The organism is Terriglobia bacterium (assembly GCA_032252755.1).
GTDB lineage: Bacteria > Acidobacteriota > Terriglobia > Terriglobales > Acidobacteriaceae > JAVUPY01.
This window is the reverse complement of the sequence record JAVUPY010000023.1, coordinates 15,773-34,713: the sequence shown is the minus strand read 5'-3', so window position 1 is coordinate 34,713 and position 18,941 is coordinate 15,773. Positions and strand designations below refer to the sequence as shown.

General features: G+C 58.7%; 15 protein-coding genes. 3 read left to right on the top strand and 12 right to left on the bottom strand.

The window, feature by feature from the left end; all coding sequences use genetic code 11:
• Positions 1-13 precede the first annotated feature (13 nt).
• Positions 14-1,444: a glutamine synthetase family protein gene (locus ROO76_04155; GenBank protein ID MDT8067339.1), complete on the bottom strand. Its 1,431-nt coding sequence runs from the start codon at positions 1,442-1,444 to the stop codon at positions 14-16.
• A gap of 205 nt (positions 1,445-1,649) precedes the next feature.
• Between ROO76_04155 and ROO76_04150 the strand changes: the two genes are divergently transcribed.
• Positions 1,650-2,126, top strand: coding sequence for a protein kinase (locus ROO76_04150; GenBank protein ID MDT8067338.1), 477 nt, complete (start codon positions 1,650-1,652; stop codon positions 2,124-2,126).
• 448 nt (positions 2,127-2,574) lie between these two features.
• On the opposite strand, the gene ROO76_04145 is transcribed toward ROO76_04150, so the two are convergent.
• The 5 genes from ROO76_04145 to ROO76_04125 form a co-directional block, all read right to left on the bottom strand.
• On the bottom strand, positions 2,575-3,072 hold the full coding sequence (locus ROO76_04145; GenBank protein ID MDT8067337.1) for a DUF2062 domain-containing protein: 498 nt from the start codon (positions 3,070-3,072) through the stop codon (positions 2,575-2,577).
• A complete protein-coding gene (locus ROO76_04140) occupies positions 3,069-3,395 on the bottom strand; it encodes a contact-dependent growth inhibition system immunity protein (protein MDT8067336.1) in 327 nt (108 codons plus the stop codon). The genes ROO76_04145 and ROO76_04140 overlap by 4 nt, the downstream gene beginning before the upstream one ends.
• Positions 3,392-3,772, bottom strand: a complete 381-nt coding sequence (locus tag ROO76_04135; GenBank protein ID MDT8067335.1) for an RNase A-like domain-containing protein — start codon at positions 3,770-3,772, stop codon at positions 3,392-3,394. The genes ROO76_04140 and ROO76_04135 overlap by 4 nt, the downstream gene beginning before the upstream one ends.
• 208 nt (positions 3,773-3,980) lie before the next feature.
• Positions 3,981-4,400 carry a helix-hairpin-helix domain-containing protein gene (locus ROO76_04130; GenBank protein MDT8067334.1) on the bottom strand — a complete coding sequence of 140 codons (420 nt, stop codon included), beginning with the start codon at positions 4,398-4,400 and terminating at the stop codon, positions 3,981-3,983.
• A 121-nt stretch (positions 4,401-4,521) separates the two neighbouring features.
• A complete protein-coding gene (locus tag ROO76_04125; protein ID MDT8067333.1) occupies positions 4,522-5,802 on the bottom strand; it encodes an LssY C-terminal domain-containing protein in 1,281 nt (426 codons plus the stop codon).
• A gap of 78 nt (positions 5,803-5,880) precedes the next feature.
• On the opposite strand from ROO76_04125, the gene ROO76_04120 reads away from it, so the two are divergent.
• Entirely contained in the window at positions 5,881-7,281 is a 1,401-nt protein-coding gene (locus tag ROO76_04120; protein MDT8067332.1) for an amidase, read from the top strand.
• A 41-nt stretch (positions 7,282-7,322) separates the two neighbouring features.
• Here ROO76_04120 and ROO76_04115 read toward each other — a convergent pair whose 3' ends face one another.
• From ROO76_04115 to ROO76_04100, 4 genes are all read right to left on the bottom strand, one after another.
• A complete protein-coding gene (locus ROO76_04115; protein MDT8067331.1) occupies positions 7,323-10,769 on the bottom strand; it encodes a carboxypeptidase regulatory-like domain-containing protein in 3,447 nt (1,148 codons plus the stop codon).
• 153 nt (positions 10,770-10,922) lie between these two features.
• On the bottom strand, positions 10,923-13,688 hold the full coding sequence (gene ppc, locus ROO76_04110; GenBank protein MDT8067330.1) for a phosphoenolpyruvate carboxylase: 2,766 nt from the start codon (positions 13,686-13,688) through the stop codon (positions 10,923-10,925).
• A 53-nt stretch (positions 13,689-13,741) separates the two neighbouring features.
• Positions 13,742-13,930 (bottom strand): hypothetical protein, encoded by a 189-nt coding sequence (locus ROO76_04105; protein MDT8067329.1) that lies wholly within the window; start codon positions 13,928-13,930, stop codon positions 13,742-13,744.
• Positions 13,931-14,064: 134 nt separating this feature from the next.
• The gene (locus ROO76_04100; protein ID MDT8067328.1) at positions 14,065-15,726 is read right to left on the bottom strand and encodes a ChaN family lipoprotein; all 1,662 of its coding nucleotides are present in this window, start codon (positions 15,724-15,726) and stop codon (positions 14,065-14,067) included.
• A gap of 124 nt (positions 15,727-15,850) precedes the next feature.
• Here ROO76_04100 and ROO76_04095 point away from each other — a divergent pair, with 124 nt between their 5' ends.
• Positions 15,851-16,462 (top strand): UbiX family flavin prenyltransferase, encoded by a 612-nt coding sequence (locus tag ROO76_04095; protein MDT8067327.1) that lies wholly within the window; start codon positions 15,851-15,853, stop codon positions 16,460-16,462.
• Between the two features lie 82 nt (positions 16,463-16,544).
• On the opposite strand, the gene ROO76_04090 is transcribed toward ROO76_04095, so the two are convergent.
• Positions 16,545-16,961 carry a DUF3788 family protein gene (locus ROO76_04090; GenBank protein MDT8067326.1) on the bottom strand — a complete coding sequence of 139 codons (417 nt, stop codon included), beginning with the start codon at positions 16,959-16,961 and terminating at the stop codon, positions 16,545-16,547.
• Positions 16,962-17,520: 559 nt separating this feature from the next.
• Positions 17,521-18,933, bottom strand: a complete 1,413-nt coding sequence (locus ROO76_04085) for a DUF4147 domain-containing protein (protein ID MDT8067325.1) — start codon at positions 18,931-18,933, stop codon at positions 17,521-17,523.
• Positions 18,934-18,941 lie beyond the last annotated feature (8 nt).

The following is an 18,941-nucleotide window of genomic DNA, read 5'->3' as shown; positions in this document are numbered from 1 at the left end:
CTATGGAATTACTCTAAAACCTGTTCCACAGGAACTGGTTGTAGACGTCGTGATGGTACTGCACCTCTGACGTCTTCACGAAGGTTCCCAGCAACCGTGGGCAACGGTCCGCCGAAGCCTGCTTGAGTTCGGCATAGCGTTCCTTGACGTCGGCTCCCAACAATTTTGTCGTCCACTCCGATTTTCGGAAGTTCTCCAGCGCCGTGTAGATATTGTCCGGCAGGTAGCGTTCCGCCTGCCGCAAATTCTTCAGTTTCGATGTTTCGCCTTCCAGCCCCGTCTTGAACACCGAGTACATAACCATGTACGGGCTCGCATCCGGACTGACCGAGCGCACTTCCACTCGCATGCTGCGGTTATTCCCAATTGGAACTCTGATCATTGAACCGCGATCCACTGCCGACGCCTTGATCTGGTTCGGAGCCTCAAAGTGCGGATCGAGTCTCCGATATGCATTCACACTGGCATTCAACAGCAGGCAGATGTCGTTTCCGTGCGTGAGCACGCGATCCACGAACGCCCACCCGAACTTGCTCAGCTTCTCTTCGCCCTTCGGATCCCAGAACAGGTTCGTGCCGTTCTCGCTGATTGAAACGTTCGTATGCATGCCGCTGCCATTTACGCCGACAACGGGCTTCGGCAGGAACGAGGCCGTCAATCCCAACCGATTCGCAATCTGCCTGCAAACCAGCTTGTATAGCTGTATTTGATCGGCCGCAGTGACAACGTCCGAGTAGCTGTAGTTGATTTCGAACTGCGACGGTGCGACTTCAGGATGGTCCTTTTCGTTCTGGAAGCCCATCGCGCGCTGCACTTCAGCCGTCGTGTCGATGAACGTGCGCAAAGGATCGCCCGGAAGCGAGTGATAGTACCCGCCCGTATTCACGTATTCGAAGTGACGCGTTTCGTGATAAGTGCGCTCCGCGTTCTCGCCCTTGAACAGGAAGCCTTCGATTTCATTGGCGGCGTTCAGCGTGTACTTGTTCTTTTTATACTGTTCAACCGCATAGCGCTTCAGCACCGAACGAATATCGGCGTTGTAGGGCCCACCGTCCTTGTCGATGACTTCGCCGAAAACCAGGACCTTCCCGGGGCCAAAAATATCCGCGGGCGCCCAATAAAATGCTGGCCAGTCAATCCCGAGCCGAAGGTCGCTCTCACGCTGCGCGGTAAAACCGCGAATCGACGAGCCATCGAACGTCAGGTTGTCATAACTTTTCAAAAGGAATTTCTTGTCATAGTCGAGCATCTGCAGTCGGCCTTCGAGGTCGCTGAAGAGCACTGTCACAGCCTTAATGCGTTTTTCGTCGGTCAGATACTTGAGCCGATCTTCCTGCACCTTGTCGAACGCAACGCGCTTCGCACGCTGCTCTTTAGCTTTCAAATTCATTTCTTCAAGTTCGTCATATGGAATGGCGAGGAAGTTGCGAAGTTCTGTGGACATGAATCTCCTCAAGAATGGGCTGAACCAGTCCAGATTTTGTTGACTGGATACGTTAGCGTAACAGCCGCATTCCCGAGCGGCTAATAGAATCTCCTGATAAGGCCTATATAGAAGATTTATGACCTCGCCGGCGCTATTCGCACACACCAAGGTGCAGCTCTCGCGAATCTTGTAAGATAGGGCGCAACTCCGTGGGGATCTCCTGATGTCAAAATGTCGCTCCTGCGGTACCGTCACCGAGCAATCGACCCCTTTCTGCGCCAATTGCGGCCAGCCTATGACGGCGCTGGCAGCAAGTATGACTGCCGACATCGGTGCCGACATCGGTGCCACCATCGACTCGCCTTCGCCGCTCCCATCCCCACGTCCATCCTCTTCTTCGCGCCCACCCTCGTCCATCAGTTCGCATACCACCTGGTCCCAGGGACGCTTCCTCCCCGGCACCCTCGTCGCTGGCCGCTATCGCATCATCGCCATCCTCGGCAAAGGCGGCATGGGAGAGGTCTACCGCGCCGACGACCTCTCGCTTGAACAGCAGGTAGCACTAAAGTTCCTGCCCGAAACCGCCACCGACGAAGCCACCCTCGAGCGTTTCCGCAACGAAGTCCGCATTGCGCGCCGCATCTCTCACCCCAACGTCTGCCGCGTCTACGACATCGGCGAAGCCGAGCACCAGAGATAGGTCCGGAAGGCGATGTCCGGGTCAACGATCTCCCCAACGACGAAGTGATCGAGAGAGTAGCCCCGGACGTGAGTCCGGGGAAGCTGCGCGCATTGTCACCCCCAAGTCGCGCGAATGCGCGACGCCAGAAGCAACTCCCGATAGGTTACGGCTGGGGATTAATGAGAGGGTCCGCCGCCGAGTACGATTCTACGGCTCGGCAGTTTTCAACGGGAGGATCATCGCATGCATGTCGCATCCATCGGCATCGATCTGGGCAAGACTGTATTTCACATGAGCAGTTTACGCCCGATTTCAGCTACTCCCGATAGATTACGGGCAGCAGGCGATCCCATGATCTATTCCCGCTACTCTGAATTGATTATCGTAAGGCAATGTACTCCACAAATATGTTCCGCGATCACGATCCACAATCCACGTCTCAGCAGATGTGGGTTCATCTCCCCAGTTAGACCGACTCCATCTCTGTACGTCTCCTGTGCAGACGCATGGCCGAGTGCCTCAGTATCGGCGCAAGGATCGCATACACGATCAAAACTGCGACCGGTGCGACAAACAGCCAAACCGTAAGCGCGTGCCAAATGGCAGTCCACAGTATCCGTAGCGCCAGTCCAATGCTGGTATGAAACAGTTGTTCGATCTGTGCCGCAGAGATGCGCAGATGCCGGGCATGAAACAACAATTCCCCCGCCCGTATAAACGGAATCAGCAAAAGTATTTGCACCGGATACATCAAGTAGTTTGTGAGCTGCATCGCGACCGGGTTCAACTCCGTCACGTAGCAAATGCCGAAGGCCAGGATCGTCGTGACTCCCAGTATCGGCGCGCATCCCAGCGCCATCCCTATCGCCAGGCTTAGCGCCAGTTTCTCGGGAGTTACTCCCTGCCGCAGCAGCTCGAGAACGGGAACGATGACGCGCCGGCGGAACCAGTGATGCCGAATCAAGAAGCCCTCGACGCGCCGCTGCGTTCGACGGCTTCCGTGAATCGCGCAATCTCGCGAACGCTGGCGACGTGCCAGCTCCCGCCAAGATCCACGGAGAGAATGCGGTCGATTTCCCCTGCCCCGACTTCCCGCGTCTCGTCGAGAAAGCCGTTCCACTCGGCGGCAAAGCGTCCGAACTCCTCCGCCCCGGCATCTTCACGGTACTGCCGCAGCGCTCCCGCAACCGAACCATACTCTTCCGGGAAGTCCTCGTGCAGGTATCCGCGGAAGAACTGGTGCAGCAGAGGATAGCGGCTTCGCCACGGGTTGCTTTCTTTCGTCATCGGCAGTCGGGATACGACGTCAAAACGTAATATTGGTGTGGTGGCTTCCACTTCAGCACAACCGTCGCCTGCGAGCACGGCTCTACTTCTGTCTGGCCGCGCCGCAGCGTTCTTCCAATCGGCCACGCAGGATCGCCAACACAGTCCAGCACCAGGTTAGGATGCCGCTCTCGCGCCATCCATTGCCCAATTCGCCCCTCATTATCGGACAGGCAGTCGCCGATGAACTCCTCGGCCGTATGCCGATCCGTGTAGCTCGACGCCGCCGAGATACCGCGCTCTCGCCGCAGCCGCTCTCGCAGGTCACGGTCCGTCCGTCCGACATGCTTCTTTAGAGTATGCCCCCCTTGCTCTTCATCCATCGCAAGATTCCGCATCCCCGCATGTCTGCTGGGTCGATCGTTTGCCTCCGCCTTGCCCCTGGAGTTTCCGGGTGGCCTGGAACATCCCGCAACCAGACAGAGCAGGAGCACCGCTACGAATAGATGAAGTGAAGGGAGTCGCAAGTGATTCTCTGATAGTTATAAACGAAAAAAGGCGGGGAGCGAATCCCCGCCTTCTTCTCTAAGACTCGCTGAAACCACCTCAGCTCTTGGTGCTCTTCTTTTTCGTTGTCGTCGCCGGCTCTTTCTTTTCTTTCGCCGCACCCTTCGTCTGTTTTGCAATCACCATGCCTTCGAATTTCTTGTATGTCGCCTCAGGCACGATTCCTTTCGAAACCAACTGATGCTTGTTCGAATACGGACGTCCGTCGATGATTTTCTGCGAGTAAGCTTCACCAACCCCGGGCAGATTCATCAACTCTTCTTTCGACGCCGTATTCAAATCGACTTTCTCCTTGGATTCAGCCTTCTTGGTCTCATTCTGCGCTGCGGCCGTGTGGGTCTTGGTCTTTCCGGTTTCCGTTTTTTCGGTCGAAGTTGTCGCCTGCGCGAACGCTATGGAAGCCGCGAGTACCGAAGCGCACACTAAGACCACCAGACGACGAAACTTGAGTCCAGACATGTCTTCCTCCATTGTTTTCCCGGTGAGGGGGATATCCATAGGGCCCATACTTTGCGGTCGATAACGCTATTGCTCGTGCGAAGTACAGTCAAGGAGCCAAACGGGCCATCCGCGACCGGCACTATTGCGTTACGAGCCGGAGGACTAAGATGCGACCATCGCTACGGAAGGTGCCACCCGTCGCTGTGCGGGCCTCGGTGATCGGGTTCGGCGGGGTGACATACTCGGAATGCGCGACCAGCCCTGAAGCATTGAGCGTTCCGGCCAGGAAGTCGCGCTCCTTGTCGATATCGGGATCGATCTTGTGAGTCACGCCGTTGTTGCGCTGGTCGCGCTCAAAACCAATGTCGTGCGTGCAGGCGCCAACCCACAGCGGCTGCCCATCCACCTCGTACGGCGATTTCCAGATCCGCAGATGATTCCGGGACGCCACGACCTGAATCGTCTCCGCGCGCACGTACCCGTAATCCTGCGGCCGGCTGAACATGTAGAGTTCGCTCATCGGCATCTCGAGGTAAACCTGCTTCGAGGTGCTCTTCATCGTCGCATTCAGCACCGCGTCCTTGATGCTCTTGTCTGCGATCACCCACCCAGCATCCTTGAAAGCTGCCTCGAGTTGCTCTTTTGGCCCGATGATGAGGAAGTTCACCGCATCGCCCTGGTTCCCCTGGAGATCGATCACACGCCGCGGAATCTTCTCGAAGATCGACGTATCGAAGTTCATCGGCGCGGCCGGCGCCGCCGCGCCCGTTGCGCTTTTCGCCGTCGTCGAAGGTACGATGTTGATCGCGACCTGATACTGTCCGTCGCTCGTCTCGCTCGCCGTCTGGTTCACTCCCAGATATAGCCTTCCCGCACGGCGAACCTCAACTTCCTTCTTCGCCCCGATCGCGAACGGAACCGCATGATCGGCGTCCCCAATGCGTCCGATCAGCGCGCACTTCCCCACCCCGTTTACCGGCAGCGAACTGATCAAATCGACCCAGCCGCGCGCCATTCCGTCCGGCGAACAATCGTGTCCAACCAGAGAAAGCTGCCCACTTCCCGCAAACTCAACCTTGTCTCCCGGCAAAAGATCGATCTTCGTATCCGTCCACTGCTGGCGCCCAAGCACCGCCACCCGGTAGTTCAACAACCGGGTTCCATTCGCGCTGGTCGAGATGGGAACCGAGGTTTCGCTCGAAGTCGGCTCCTGTGTTACCGGTTTTGACGTGGGCTTCAGCGACTCCAACCCAAGCCGAATCTGGGGAGCGTTCTTTTGCTGGACGTCGCTTGCCGCCGGAGTACTCTGATGCTGCTCCTGGGCGGACGAGCCAGAGATGATGAATAGCGGGAGAATCCCAACGAGCAAAATTTCGCGGATAGATCTCATCGCAAGTTGCGGAGAAACGCCTTGGTTCATCACTTTAGTCCCACCGAAATTCCGATGCAACTCTGCCCTCTTCCCTTTTGCTGCTCACTTGTGTTCGGATAACCTCCAATGAGCTACGACGAACTCATCCAACTCTCCGTCGGCGAAGCCGCCGCCAAACTGCGCGCCAGAGAGGTGACCTCGCTCGATCTCACCCGAGCTTGCCTTGACCGAATTGAGCGCTGGAATCCCGTCCTCAACGCGTTCATCACCGTCACCGCTGAAAGCGCGTTGCAGGAAGCTGCGCGCGCCGACGCCGAAATCGCTCGCGCCCAGTACCGAGGCGCTCTGCACGGAATCCCCATCGCCCTCAAAGATCTCATCGACACCGCCGGAATCCGCACGACCGCCGCAAGCGCCGTCTACGGGGATCGTATTCCCGATCGTGATGCCACTGTAGTTCGCCGCCTCCGCGAAGCCGGCGCCGTCTTCCTCGGCAAACTGAACCTTCACGAATTCGCGTACGGCGGCAGCGGCGTCATCAGCCACTACGGCCCCGTGCGCAATCCCTGGGACACCTCCCGCATCACCGGCGGGTCCTCATCAGGTTCCGCCGCTGCCGTAGCCGCCGGGCTCTGCTACGCCGCCATCGGTACCGATACAGCCGGATCCATCCGCCTTCCCGCCTCTATCTGCGGAATCACCGGACTTAAGCCGACCTACGGCCTTGTCAGCGCCGCCGGAGTCATCCCGCTCTGCTGGTCCTACGATCACGTCGGCCCCATGACCCGCACCGCCCTCGACGCCGCCACCGTCCTCGACGCCATCGCCGGTTACGATCCCGAAGATCCCACCAGCGTACGATTCGAGTTCTCACCCGTGACAAACTCGATCGAACGCCTGCCTGCCGGTCTGCGCCTCGCCACACCGTCCAACATCTTCGAAGAAGATCTCGACCCCGCAGTCGAGCGCGTCTACCGCGAAGCCCTCGTCCAACTCTCGAAAATGCTCGGCAGCAATCCGACTCCAAGCGAAATCCCCGTCGAAGGATCCCAAGTAGTTCGCGTCGCGGAACCCTACGCCTACCACGAGCACATGCTGGAGAAGAACGCGGCGCTGTATCAACCCGCAACCCTGCAACGCATCCGCGCCGGAGAAGGCATCGGTGCCACGAAGTACCTCGAGGTCCGCCGCGAACTAGAACTCCTCCGCCGCCGTTCCCTTTCACTTTTCGAGAACGTCGATGTAATCGCGACCCCAACGGTCCCCTGTCTGCCTGCCCGCATCGACAACCTTCTCGCCAACCCTGCCGAGCTTCGCCCACACGAACTGCGCATGCTTCGCAACACTCGACACTTCAACGCCCTAGGCTGGCCCGCGATCACCATACCCTGCGGTCTCGCCGAGGGCCTACCAGTCGGACTGCAACTTGCTGCCGCGCCCGGCAAAGACGGCCTGCTCCTGCAAATCGCGCACGCCTTCGAAAAAGAGACCGGCTGGCCCAGTCGCCTGCCGATCATCCCACAATAAAAAGGGCGCGCCGAAGCGCGCCCCAAATAACATCCATCCGTTTAGAACGAGAAGCGAGCGCCCAACTGCAAGATGCGCGGATCGTACGTATCCGTGATCTGGCCGAAGGTGTTGCTGTACAGGTTCGTATCCGGGTTCTTGAACTGAGCACGGTTGAAGATGTTGAAAGCATCGACGCGCAACTGCATGGTCACACGCTCGGTGATCTTCGTCGTCTTCGCCAGCGTCATATCAAGGTTAGTCTTGTGCGGTCCGCGGAAGTGGTTACGCGGCAGGTTGCCGTACGGTGAGCCGTAACCGTTCGGACACCCGTTCGCCGGGTCCACATACTCGCAGCTGTTCGAGAAGCTGTTCGGGTCGAACCAGTAAGCTCCCGTGCTGCCCCACCCGAGGTCTTGCGGTTTCCGCGGGTTGTAGATATTCGTCGGCCCAACAACATTGGCATATCCGAGAATCGGGTCGCCAATGCCGGAAGGTCCCGGCGCGCTTGGATCGTAGGCATCGTTGAAGTTGGCACTGATGTCGTACGGGAAACCCGTGCGCCACGTGAAGATCGGGAAGATGCTCCAACCTTGCGTCAAACGCTTCGGACCCGATCCCCACCACCGGTCCACGGCCATATCCCAGCCGCCTGAGAAGGTGATCCGGTGCCGTAAGTCCTGGTCGGAACTGGCTCGAAAAGCCTTCGGATTCCCCGCAGGCACCTGGTAGCTGCGCTCGCGGAACCCGGAGACATTATCGATCGAATGCGACCAGGTATACCCGAAGGTGAAGTAGGTTCTGCCCAGTCCTGCAGTATCGGTAAGCTGCCGCGTCAGGCGAGTGTCCAGCGCGTTGTACGACTGCGTACCAACGTTCCTGAATTCCGGAAGGTTGGCGTAGCAGCCGCCGAGCCAGTTGTTCGGATCGTTGTTGCAGGCATCCAGCGCCGGATTCTCATTGAGGGTCCGGGCGCCGCTCCCGTCCATCGGGTTGATGTCCTGCAGCGATGTCAGCTTGTGCGAACTGCTGCCAACATACGCGATCTCAAGCAGCGTACCCCTGGCCAGTTCGTGCTCGACGCTCAAGTTGTACTGGTACGTGTAAGGCGTGCGAATGTGTGGATCGACGAGGTAAACCGCGCCCCCGCCGTTGATGGGAAGGAAGCCCGCCGCTCCAAAGTCGATGTTCTGCGCGGGAGGAGTCGAGGGGAATGGGTTCACAGAGCCCGAGGAACCAAATGGGTCGCACAGGAAACCGCTTCCGCTCGTTCCCGCTCCGTTCGGGCACGCATATGCTGAACTCTGCGGGGAGTCGAAAAACAGTCCCACGGAGGAGAAGAACGGCGGCTGTCCGTTGAACTGCAGGTTGTCCTCGCCTTTCAGAATGTCATAGAACACACCGATGCCACCGCGGATGCTCCACTTACCGTCTCCCAGCGGATCAAAGGCAAAGCCGAAACGTGGTGCGAAATCGTTTTTGTCCGGAAAATTCGCGCCGTTTGGTGCGCCCTTGTCGCCCGGAAACACGGTTCCCTCCGGTGCATTCGTGAAACGTGTCGACTGCAGACCTGGAATAATCGAGAAGCTACGGCCCTTGGTGTCGAGTTTCGGCGTGCTGTACTCGTACCTCAACCCGTAGGTCAGCACCAGGCGACGGCCGACCCGCCATTCGTCCTGTCCGAAGATGAAGGTGTTCTTGCTCCGGATGTTCGAAGGTGCATCCGGGTATTGGAAGTAGTCGCCCGGAATACCCATCAGGAAATCGGCAAAGCCGCTACCGGAACCGTTGGTACCGGCACCGCTGTAAAAGTCGAACCAGCCGTCCCCAATGAAGTCGTAAAGCGTGTTGTTCTGGTATGGCGTGAAGCCGCCACCGAACTTGAACGTGTGGCGTCCCTTCACCCAACTCAAGGTGTCTGAATAAGAGAAGGTGTTGTTAACCAGCGTCGTCGGTCCCTGGTAGCTGAAACCGATGTTCATCCCGGAGTCGAAGCTGAGAAGCGGCGGACCAGCCGAAAAGTCGGGCGTAATGCCGACGCCCAAATCGGCAGCCTTGGGCAGGTTCTTGCCCGGAAGTGCCTGCTGGTGATTGTTCCGCTGACCTGTAAAGCGGAATTCGTTCAGCAGCGTACTCGAAAAAGTCTTCACGTAAGCGATATTCGAGAAATAATCGTTAGTCTTATAGATATTCGGGAATCCATTCACGTTCGCAAAACGGAATGGGTCAAGCTGATCGACGCGGCTTTCGCCAAGTGTCACTGACAACTTGTCATTCGGGGTAATCGCGTAGTCGAGCTTCACCGTCAGCTCGTTACGGTTGTCCGTAGAACTTCCACGTGCCGCCAATTCGCCGTTCGCGGCGGTCGGAATCAGTCCCGCCGCAATATACTTCTCCGCCACCGGATCGATCTTCGTCGGATCGATGATTCCCTGAGACGCCAGGTTTGAATCGGGTTGGAAATACGGATTCGCAGCCAGGAAAGCGGCTACTGCGTTCTTGTCTGCCGATTGAGAGAAATCCCCGCCCAACTCAGCCGGCGTGAACACCGTTGTTGTGCCGCCGCTGCTGGGGGTTTCAACCCTCGACTGCCGTTGCCCCTGGTAGCCGACGAAGAAGAAGAACTTGTCCTTCACGATCGGGCCGCCGAGCGTGGCGCCGAATTGATTCCGTTTCAGAACATCGCGCGGCAGACCATTAACCTTATTAAAGTAGCTGTTCGCATCCATCGCATCGTTGCGTAGATAATCGAACACGCTGCCGTGGAACTGGTTCGTTCCCGACTTGGTTACCACGCTGACGATGCCGCCGCCGTTGCGTCCGTACTCGGCCGTGTAGTTGTTCTGGAGAACGCGGAACTCCGCGACGGTATCGGGATTGGGATTGTAGACAACACTGTTGTCCAGCAGGTTGTTGTTAACCCCGCCATCCAGCAGGAACGTAACCGAATCGCTTCGTCCACCGGCGATACTGAATTGTCCGGCCGCGCCAGTGTCATCGTTGGTTTCCGTTACACCAGGCTGCGAAAGTGCAAGTGAAAGCGTATCGCGTCCGTTCAGCGGCAGATCCTGTATCGAGCGCCCACTGACCGACTCGCCCACCGTCGAGTTTACCGTCTCAACCGCTACTGCGCCGGTCGTGACCTCAACTGTCTGTTCCGTGCTTCCGACCTTCATGTGAAGGTCGATCCTCAGGTTCTGGTTAATCTGCAGCTTCTGTGGACTGGTAACCAGTTTCTGGAACCCTGCTCCCTCGGCGGCAACCGTGTACTCGCCAATCGGGAGATTGAGAACGCGAAACGAACCATCTGGGCCGGATTTCGTAACGCTTTTCTGTGCTGTCGCTGTATTAGTCACGGTCACCTGAACATTTGGAATGACCGAACCTTGGGGGTCAACGACGGTACCGAGAACGGTGCCGGTGGCATCCTGCGCCAGAGATGTGCCAACCAACATCCCGAAAACGGTAAAAAGAAGCACGCATACTGCAACGCTTGATCGGCGTAGCATCTTATCCTCACCTTTTCTGTGAAAACTGTGGGTACGAATGGGGTGGTTAAGAATAGTAATTTCGTGAGTGCCGCGTCAAGATTTCGGCCCTCTTTTTTTTAGGAGGATGGCACCACCTGCTAATGGCAGTCTGAAGGCGCACCCGGCCCACACTCACCCCGTATTGTGCAGTCCCGCGGCAATCCCGTTCATCGTTGAGGCCAGCGCGTAATTCAACTCTTCGCTCTCCTCCCCGTTCCGCTTGCGTCGCATTAGCTCTACTTGGATCAGGCTTAGTGGATCGACGTATGGATTACGAAGCTGTATCGACCGCGACAGCACCGGGTTGCGCTCCAGCAGCACCTTCTGACCCGTGATCTCCAGCAGCACCCGCCGCGTTCTCTCGAACTCCTCAATAAGCATCCCGTACACGCGATCGCGCACGCCCGCATCCGTCACCAGCGAAGAATAAAGATGGGCAATCGCCATGTCGGCCTTTGCCATTCCAATCTCAACGTTGGCAATCATGTGCTCGAACAGCAGGAACTCCTTGCGCATGCGTTCTAATAGAGCCTTAGCATCGCCTCCGCGCTCCGTAAACCGCTCCAGCGCATACCCCACGCCGAACCACGCCGGCAGCGCGTGACGGCTCTGCATCCACCCGAACACCCAAGGAATCGCCCGCAGTTCAGCCAATGTTCTCGCGCCGCTTCGCCGCGCCGGCCGCGATCCGATCCGCGCATGTTCCAATTCGTTCACCGGGGTAGCCTCTTCGAAGTACTGCAGCACCTCGGGATCCTCCGCGATGTGCCTTCGATAGAACGCGAACGCATCCGCGGAAATCGTCTCCATGCACTCCCTTATCGCCGCTCGCGCCCCTTCATCGATTCTTGGCCGCCGCAAAAACGATTCCAGCGACGCCGCCACCATGATCTCCAGGTTCCACTCCGCGAGCACCGTGTCGGCATATTTCCAGTTGAGAACCTCTCCCTGCTCGGTCAGCCGAAACCATCCCGAGAACGCCCCGGCCGGTTGCGCCAGGATCGCCGAGTGCGTCGGCCCGCCACCCCGTCCAACCGTGCCTCCACGACCATGAAACAGCCGCAGCTTCACCCCAAACTGGCGAGCAACCTCATGCAGCGACTGGTGCGCCTTGTGCAGTTCCCACGTGCTCGTGAGCATCCCACCGTCTTTGTTCGAATCCGAATAGCCGAGCATGATCTCCTGCCATCCGCCCCAACTCTCCACCAGCGCCCGATATTCTTTATCGCTCCACATCCGCCGCATGATCTCCGGCGACCGCCGCAGCGAATCAATCGACTCGAACAGCGGCACCGGCATTAGCCCAAGGTCGTCCTCGCTGCCCTCAACTCGCACACCCGCAAGCGCCGCCAGCTGGAGCACGGCAAAAATGTCCTGCTCACATTCAACGCCGCTGATGATGTAGCTTCGGATCACATCACCGCCCCGCAACGCCTTCTCTCGCGCGATGGTTCGCATAGTCTCCAGCAGCTCGGCTGACCGTTCCGTCAACGGCTTCGCGATCTCGCTCGAACTCAGCGTCGCCTTCTCCGAAACCTCCTTCAACGCCGCAGCATGCACACGCGCATGCTGCCGGATGTCCAGCGTATGCAGCTTGAACCCAAACGTCCTCGCCCGCAGCAGTACTGGGTCAAGAATCTTCAGCGCAAGCCGTGACCCGTCGTGGGCTCCCAAACTCTCGCGCACCAGTTTCAAATCACTCTCAAACTCCGCTGCCGACCTGTACGCCTTCGGATTTCCGCTCTCATCGCGCGCATACCGCAGACGCGCCGCCACGATCAGGAACAACCGCCTATAGAACTCGTGCCCCGAAGTTCTGTTCAACTCGTCTGCAGGCTCGCCGATCGTGCGCTCATATTGTTCGAGCCGTGCCTTCACCTCTGCCGAAATCGCTACCTGGTGATCCGACACACTGATTCTTCGAGCCAGCAATCGCACCGCCGAAATGTAGTCGTCTAGCACCGTCTGCCGTGCCAGCTTCAGCGCCTCGCTCGTGCATGCCGGCGACACATACGGGTTCCCATCCCGATCGCCGCCGATCCACGACCCAAAGCGTAGGCAGATCGGCAATTCCGCCGGCTCCATCTCGATCCCGTAGACGCGTCGAAACGAATCGCTGATTTCGTCGTAAATTTTGGGAAGCGTCTCGAAAAGCGACAGCGGGAAATAGCTCAACCCGAAACGAATCTCATCTGCCACCGTGGGCCGGCTCATTCGAATCTCGTCCGTCTGCCAAAGCCCGGAAATCTCCGCCAGCATCACGTCTTCGCACTCTTGTGCAAGCGCCTCCGGAAGCGGTAACTCATCCAGCAGTTCCAGTTGCCGTGCCACCCGTCCGCGTTTCAGCAAAATCGTGCGTCGTGCAATCTCCGTCGGATGCGCCGTGAACACCGGTTCTACCAGCACATTCCCCAATGCCGCGAGGGCCTGCTCCCCCGTTACCCCGGCCTCCTTCAGGCGAACGAGCGTCCCACGAAACGTCCCCGCCACCGGCGCCTGCGAGCCATATAGCTCTCTCGCCCGCCGCCGGCGCTTGCGGTGATTCGTTTCTGCCAGGTTGGTCAGTTCGAAGTAAGCGGAAAATGCCTTCGTCACCCGGTATGCGGCCGTTGCGTCGAGCGACGCAACAATGTCTTTTGCCTGTTGCAATAGGGGGTCAGCCGCAGCAGACCCCGCCGTCTTCTGATCCCGATGCGCAATGAACTTCCGGCGCAGGTCCTCGACAACGTCAAACAGTTCTTGTCCCGCCTGCTCTACCAGTACGCGTCCCAGCAGGATTCCCAGCGAACGCACATCGCGCCGCAGCGGCAGCTCTTTGCGCGCATCGTCGGTGCTCGCGGTCAGCTCAGCCAGGCGTTCCTGCTGATCGTCAGCCGCCCACAACGGCTTACCATCCATTTACCCATTGTATGAGTGTGCACAGACATTTCGAAAGCCACCGCAACATCGACTCACGCCGCCTTGTTGGTTGCTGCAAACCTGGTCAACAATTCCTCGAAGACCTGTCGCGACGCGACCGTGAGAGCGTCTTCCGCGCCCTGCGCCGAAGCATCGGAATTCGCCAGGTACAAACGGCGACGTTCAACTTCCTGCTGAATTGTTTTCGACGACACCAAGCCAATATCCTGTTTCGATTCCATGGCTTTTCCATTCTCCCGGGCATGCACCACCTCTGTGGAATGCGATAGCACAAACGGGTAATTCGACTTTTGGGAGAGTAGGAGGCAATTTTTCACGGAATGGTTGGAGGCCGATCATCTCTCTAAGGTAAGAATTACGCGAACCGGCGATGCCGCCCGCATAGCCGCGCCAGGTGGAAGTACGCCGCCTTAGGCTTTTCCGCGCGACGCCGAAACAACCGGCTCACGCTACGCTTCGCTACTGAGCCACGCAGATAAGCCTCGTACAACTCCCGTCCCAGCAGCTTCCCAAGCCACTGTGTCGCGAATGCGAACTTTTCCGCCGAGTATCCGCGTCCCTCGCGTATCAGTTCCGGAACGACTCGGTATTCCCGTGCATTGCGCTCGAAATCGCGGTGCAGAACGACGAAGTCGATGAGCCGGATAAATTCGCAGTAGCTCAGTCCCAAATGGCTTTCCATCTGCTCACGATTCTTGCCGTAAAGGGCATAAACGTCGTAATCGCGTACCGATTCCCGCCCCGGGCACAGCACCCGCGACCCGTATTCGACCAGGGCGTGTTGCAGGCACGCGCGATAGAACGCCCGTTCGCCTGACGAATCGCCGCCCGGCAGCCCGATCTCTCCCCATCCCGCGCAACAAACAAACCGCGCTGCCTCTTCCGCTGCCCTGCTCATCTCGAGTTTCTGCACAAGTACGGTGTTCAACTCAGGCAGATAGCAGCACCCTGCCAGGCGGAGCCGCTCGCGAGTCGCCCGTACATAGGCCTTACTCATCCTTTGCCGTGTCGCCGGCCCCGCCGTCAATACAGCACGCTGCGGTCGCTCCAGCACCCCCGAGAGATCGTCCCCATCCTCGACCGAAATCACGCTCGGCAGTAGTTCTGATTCAAACCGCGCCTTACCAAACGCTGCGTCCTCATCGAGGTTCAGAAACTGCAACAGCGCGTGCACCAGGTTGTAGAAAGTCGGGCCCACATCCGGCGTCCCCGGCCTCTCCTGACGCCAGCGCTCGATGCACAACCGGTAGCGTTCGTACTTCTCCAGAGGAGTCGCGTTGAAAACGCAAACCGTATCCTCATCCACGCGCACCGCGCGAGCCGCATCGCCGGGCTCCCCGGAAGCCTGCCAGTAGAGTGCATCGACATTTTGCAGAACAGTCAGTACGCGCGCACTCGGGAGTGCCGTCCGAACCAGCTTCGGCAGATGCTGCGGCGCAAGATGAGACTCGCCGAATAGCACCACGATCTTGGCATCAGGATGATCGAAGCGAATATCTTTGATTTCGAGCGCGGCATGTCGGTCGCGCCGCGAAATACGCCGAAGGTCGCCGCGCGGCAAACAATCCAGCCCGCGCAATATCGCTCCGGCCGCTCTCGCCCTCAGCAGCAACTCGCGTGTAGGCTCCCAATCGTATCCCCACTCCTGGTCGTGCCGGATCTTCTGCCGCAACTCTTCGTCGCTCAGCCGCCCCTGCTGCCATTCGTCAAGAATCTTCTGATCCCGCGCGAAGATCATCTCCAGCCCAAGCACCACCCGATTGCCACTCGCACACAACTTCTCCACCAACTCCGCCGCGAACTGCTGGCAATTAGGCAATGCGTGATAATCGCCGACCAGCAGGATGTCGGTGGCATCGAACTCTGCCGCAAGCTGCTCCGGTTGCAGGACTTTGGAATATTCCGTGAAGGCTTCGCTGAAATCGCGCAGATACTTGCGCCTTGAATGGTGGTCGGTCGCGCGAATCTCTCTTTCGACTTTCGCCAGTGCGTGGAGCTGTGCTGCGCTGCGCCGCATCCGGATTCGCGAGGGTACTGACATCTTACTCACGGGCCCCGAGGTCGTAGCGTCGGGCTCTGCCCGGCAGTAACCTCTCGATCAGAGTTGCCGTTAAGCCACTCGACCGACTACCCTACCTTTGATGCAGGACCGACTGCACACAGAACCGGTCACTCTGACCCTCGCCACGACGGGAGCCTCCGGCGCGGTATTCGCGCGTGAGATGCTGCTTGTCCTCGAATCGGATGCCCGCATTCAGACCGTCAATTTCGTGCCGTCCGACAGCGCCCTGCGCGTGATGGCCGAAGAACTCGGCCTGCGCGGCCGCGATCGCCTGCTGCTGCAACTGCTCGGGCGCGAACCGCGGAAAACCAAGCTCCAGTCCAATGACGATATCGGCGCCAACATCGCCAGCGGCTCCTACCCCACCGATGGCATGATCGTGCTACCGTGCTCCATGGGAACCCTCGCCCGTATCGCCAACGGAATCGCCGAGCACCTCGTCGACCGCGCCGCCGATGTCTGCCTCAAAGAGAAGAAGCCCCTAGTTCTCTGCGTCCGCGAGACCCCGCTCAACAAGATCCACATTCGCAACATGGGCCTGGCCGCCGACGCCGGCGCCACTATCTACCCCCTCATCCCAACCTTCTACAATCTCCCCGACTCCATCGACAAAATCGCCCGCGAGTTCTGCAATCGCGTCCTGAAACACATCGGCCTCCCGCAGAACGACGCCTACGTATGGAAGGGATAGATCTGCCAGGTCGCGCAGCGGTGCGAAACACGATCGCAGAACGGCCCGGGATTAAACGAAGCAATCCGTCAGGCCAGTGCTCTTAATTGGCAAGTTTGATCGTGGCGAGTTTTGCAACCGTAGCGACGTCGGAGCGGCTTCCGACCGCGACCCGCACCGCAGTGCCCTCTGGGTACTTTGTACCTTTCGAAACGAGCTTCAGTATCTTCGGAGGAAGCTTACTTGCCTTTGCTGCCGCAACGGCTCTATCGCCGAGAGCAAAGCTGGCGCGAAAGCCTCCGTGCATTGGGCTCAGGTACACAATGACGCGCTTCTTGCGGATCACCTTCAGCGACCAACCCGACTTGAGCGAATACGACGTCCATTCCAGGTCACTCACGCCGAGCCGCTCGAGTTCCGCGAGCACTTCATCCCACAACAGCTTCTTCTTGCCCAGTTTCGTCGCCAGCTCCGATTCACTGGGCTGCTTGGGATGTCCGATGAACGCGTTGGTTGCCACGGTCCGCCTCCCGGACGAGCGACAGCAACTTCGGAGTTAATAATGCAGCCGACCTTATTCCCCGGTCCGAGCCTCGTCAACTTTTGGATTCGCTAATCGCGCTAAAAATAAAAATGCCCGCCACTGTAGCCTGGCGGGCATTCGGTTAGCTGTTGGGATTGGCCTGAGGCGGGTTATCGCTCCAGTGAACCACGCGTAACCCAATGTACGCTCCGGTCCACCGTTGCTCGGCCCCGCGACTTGCGCTGGGCACCGTACCCTGCGACAGATCCCAGAACTACCGGAATCCGGCGAGTTTAGAGCGAATCCGCCCTAAGCCTCAGCCACCTCACTGTTTAGTCTTTTATGGCTACAGTCTGAACTTTTCGCCATCGGACCACCTCCTTTCCAGTGTTAACCCGATACTACGCCGCACCAAATCTGGCTGTCAAAATCAGGAACAAAGGCGCTGGATATGAGGCCACGCCGTGCCCCACATCTGCGCGCATTTCGCAGATGTGGCTCTGTCAACTATGTCCAGACTTGTTCTTGTAATGCCACGCAACCCAGACTTCCACTCTCACCACGCCAGCAGAATCCTCAAGTCTCTCAGGTTGTTCCCCGTAGGCCCGGTCACCACCAGGTCCCCCAGCGCGTTGAAGAAAGGCGTGGTATTGAACTTTTTCAGTGCGGCATCCGCATCCAGTCCTGCCGCACTCGCGCGAGCCATGGTGGTTCCGTCCACGATTGCCCCAGCCGCCGTGCTGTTTCCATCGACGCCGTCGGTTCCCACGCTGAGCACCGTAATCGTCTCTCCGGCGATTTTCTTCGCGCACTCCAGCGCGAACTGCTGGTTGCGTCCGCCGACCCCCGGAGTTCCCTTCACCTTCACCGTGACTTCCCCGCCCGAAATCAGGCACACCCGTGAAACGCCCTCCCGCAATGCCCGCAGACGCTTCAACAGATGCTCCGCCGCCTTCGCGTAGTCCCAGTCGTCGCACGAGTTCTCGACTTCCACGGCATAACCTGTCAGCGCCGCCCGTTCCACCGCGGCCTTTTGCACCGAAGCATTGGAAAGCACCTTCCACCAGCGCGAGTGCGCAAACGCCGCCTCGTTTGCCTTTGGAGTCTCCTGCAACTCCCCGCGCTCAAACATCCCTCGCACGCTGTCCGGAAACTCCGGCAACAAGCCATGCTTCTTTGCGATCGCGTGACACTGACGGATCGTGCTGCTGTCCGGCATCGTCGGTCCGCTCGAAAGCGAGTCCAGCGCATTTTCGGGAACATCGCTGACGAGGATCGAAACCTGGTGAGCAGGACTTGCCGCCAGCGCAAGTCTGCCGCCCTTCACCGCCGAAAGGTGCTTCCGAATCGCATTGACCTCGGCAATCGTCGCGCCAGAGTGAACCAGCGCTCGATAAGTCGCGACAAGATCCTCAAGAGAAATTTCGGACGAGATCGGCTTCTCAACCAGCGACGATCCGCCACCCGAGATGAGGAAAATAATCAGCGATCCCTGGTTTCGATACTCCAGGCCTCGCAGGATCGCCTCCGCAGCCCGAACCGAATCTCCATTTGGCGTGGGATGGCCGCCCCGGTAATACCGGAAGCCGAACACTTGCGAGTTCGGCGCCGTCGGCCCGCAAACGATACCTGAGATGCCCGCGCCCGGCCCCACGCGCGACATCAACGACTCGGTCATACTGTGCGCAGCCTTGCCTACGGCAACTGCGAACACCCGGCCATACAGGTTGAAATCGTAAAGATCTTCGACAACTCGCAGCACCCCGTGCTCGTAAAACACATGCCGTTCGAATGCGCGGTCGATGCTGCACTCGGCCAACGCCTGCGAGAAGATCTCCCGCGCCGCGTGCCTCTGCTCTAGCGCCAGAGCCTCGTCTAACCGCCGGGTTTCACCACCGCTGACTTCGTGCATGGAATCGATTACCTGCACGGCATAACCCGTTGCAAGTGCATTGTTTTGAAGAGGCACGGCTTCAG

What these genes read in the sequence shown, in the direction of transcription:
- ROO76_04155 (MDT8067339.1), bottom strand. Translation starts at nt 1,444, where the DNA reads ATGTCCACAGAACTTCGCAACTTCCTCGCCATTCCATATGACGAACTT.
- ROO76_04150 (MDT8067338.1), top strand. Translation starts at nt 1,650, where the DNA reads ATGTCAAAATGTCGCTCCTGCGGTACCGTCACCGAGCAATCGACCCCT.
- ROO76_04140 (MDT8067336.1), bottom strand. Translation starts at nt 3,395, where the DNA reads ATGACGAAAGAAAGCAACCCGTGGCGAAGCCGCTATCCTCTGCTGCAC.
- ROO76_04135 (MDT8067335.1), bottom strand. Translation starts at nt 3,772, where the DNA reads ATGCGGAATCTTGCGATGGATGAAGAGCAAGGGGGGCATACTCTAAAG.
- ROO76_04130 (MDT8067334.1), bottom strand. Translation starts at nt 4,400, where the DNA reads ATGTCTGGACTCAAGTTTCGTCGTCTGGTGGTCTTAGTGTGCGCTTCG.
- ROO76_04125 (MDT8067333.1), bottom strand. Translation starts at nt 5,802, where the DNA reads ATGAACCAAGGCGTTTCTCCGCAACTTGCGATGAGATCTATCCGCGAA.
- ROO76_04120 (MDT8067332.1), top strand. Translation starts at nt 5,881, where the DNA reads ATGAGCTACGACGAACTCATCCAACTCTCCGTCGGCGAAGCCGCCGCC.
- ROO76_04115 (MDT8067331.1), bottom strand. Translation starts at nt 10,769, where the DNA reads ATGCTACGCCGATCAAGCGTTGCAGTATGCGTGCTTCTTTTTACCGTT.
- ppc (MDT8067330.1), bottom strand. Translation starts at nt 13,688, where the DNA reads ATGGATGGTAAGCCGTTGTGGGCGGCTGACGATCAGCAGGAACGCCTG.
- ROO76_04105 (MDT8067329.1), bottom strand. Translation starts at nt 13,930, where the DNA reads ATGGAATCGAAACAGGATATTGGCTTGGTGTCGTCGAAAACAATTCAG.
- ROO76_04100 (MDT8067328.1), bottom strand. Translation starts at nt 15,726, where the DNA reads ATGCGGCGCAGCGCAGCACAGCTCCACGCACTGGCGAAAGTCGAAAGA.
- ROO76_04095 (MDT8067327.1), top strand. Translation starts at nt 15,851, where the DNA reads ATGCAGGACCGACTGCACACAGAACCGGTCACTCTGACCCTCGCCACG.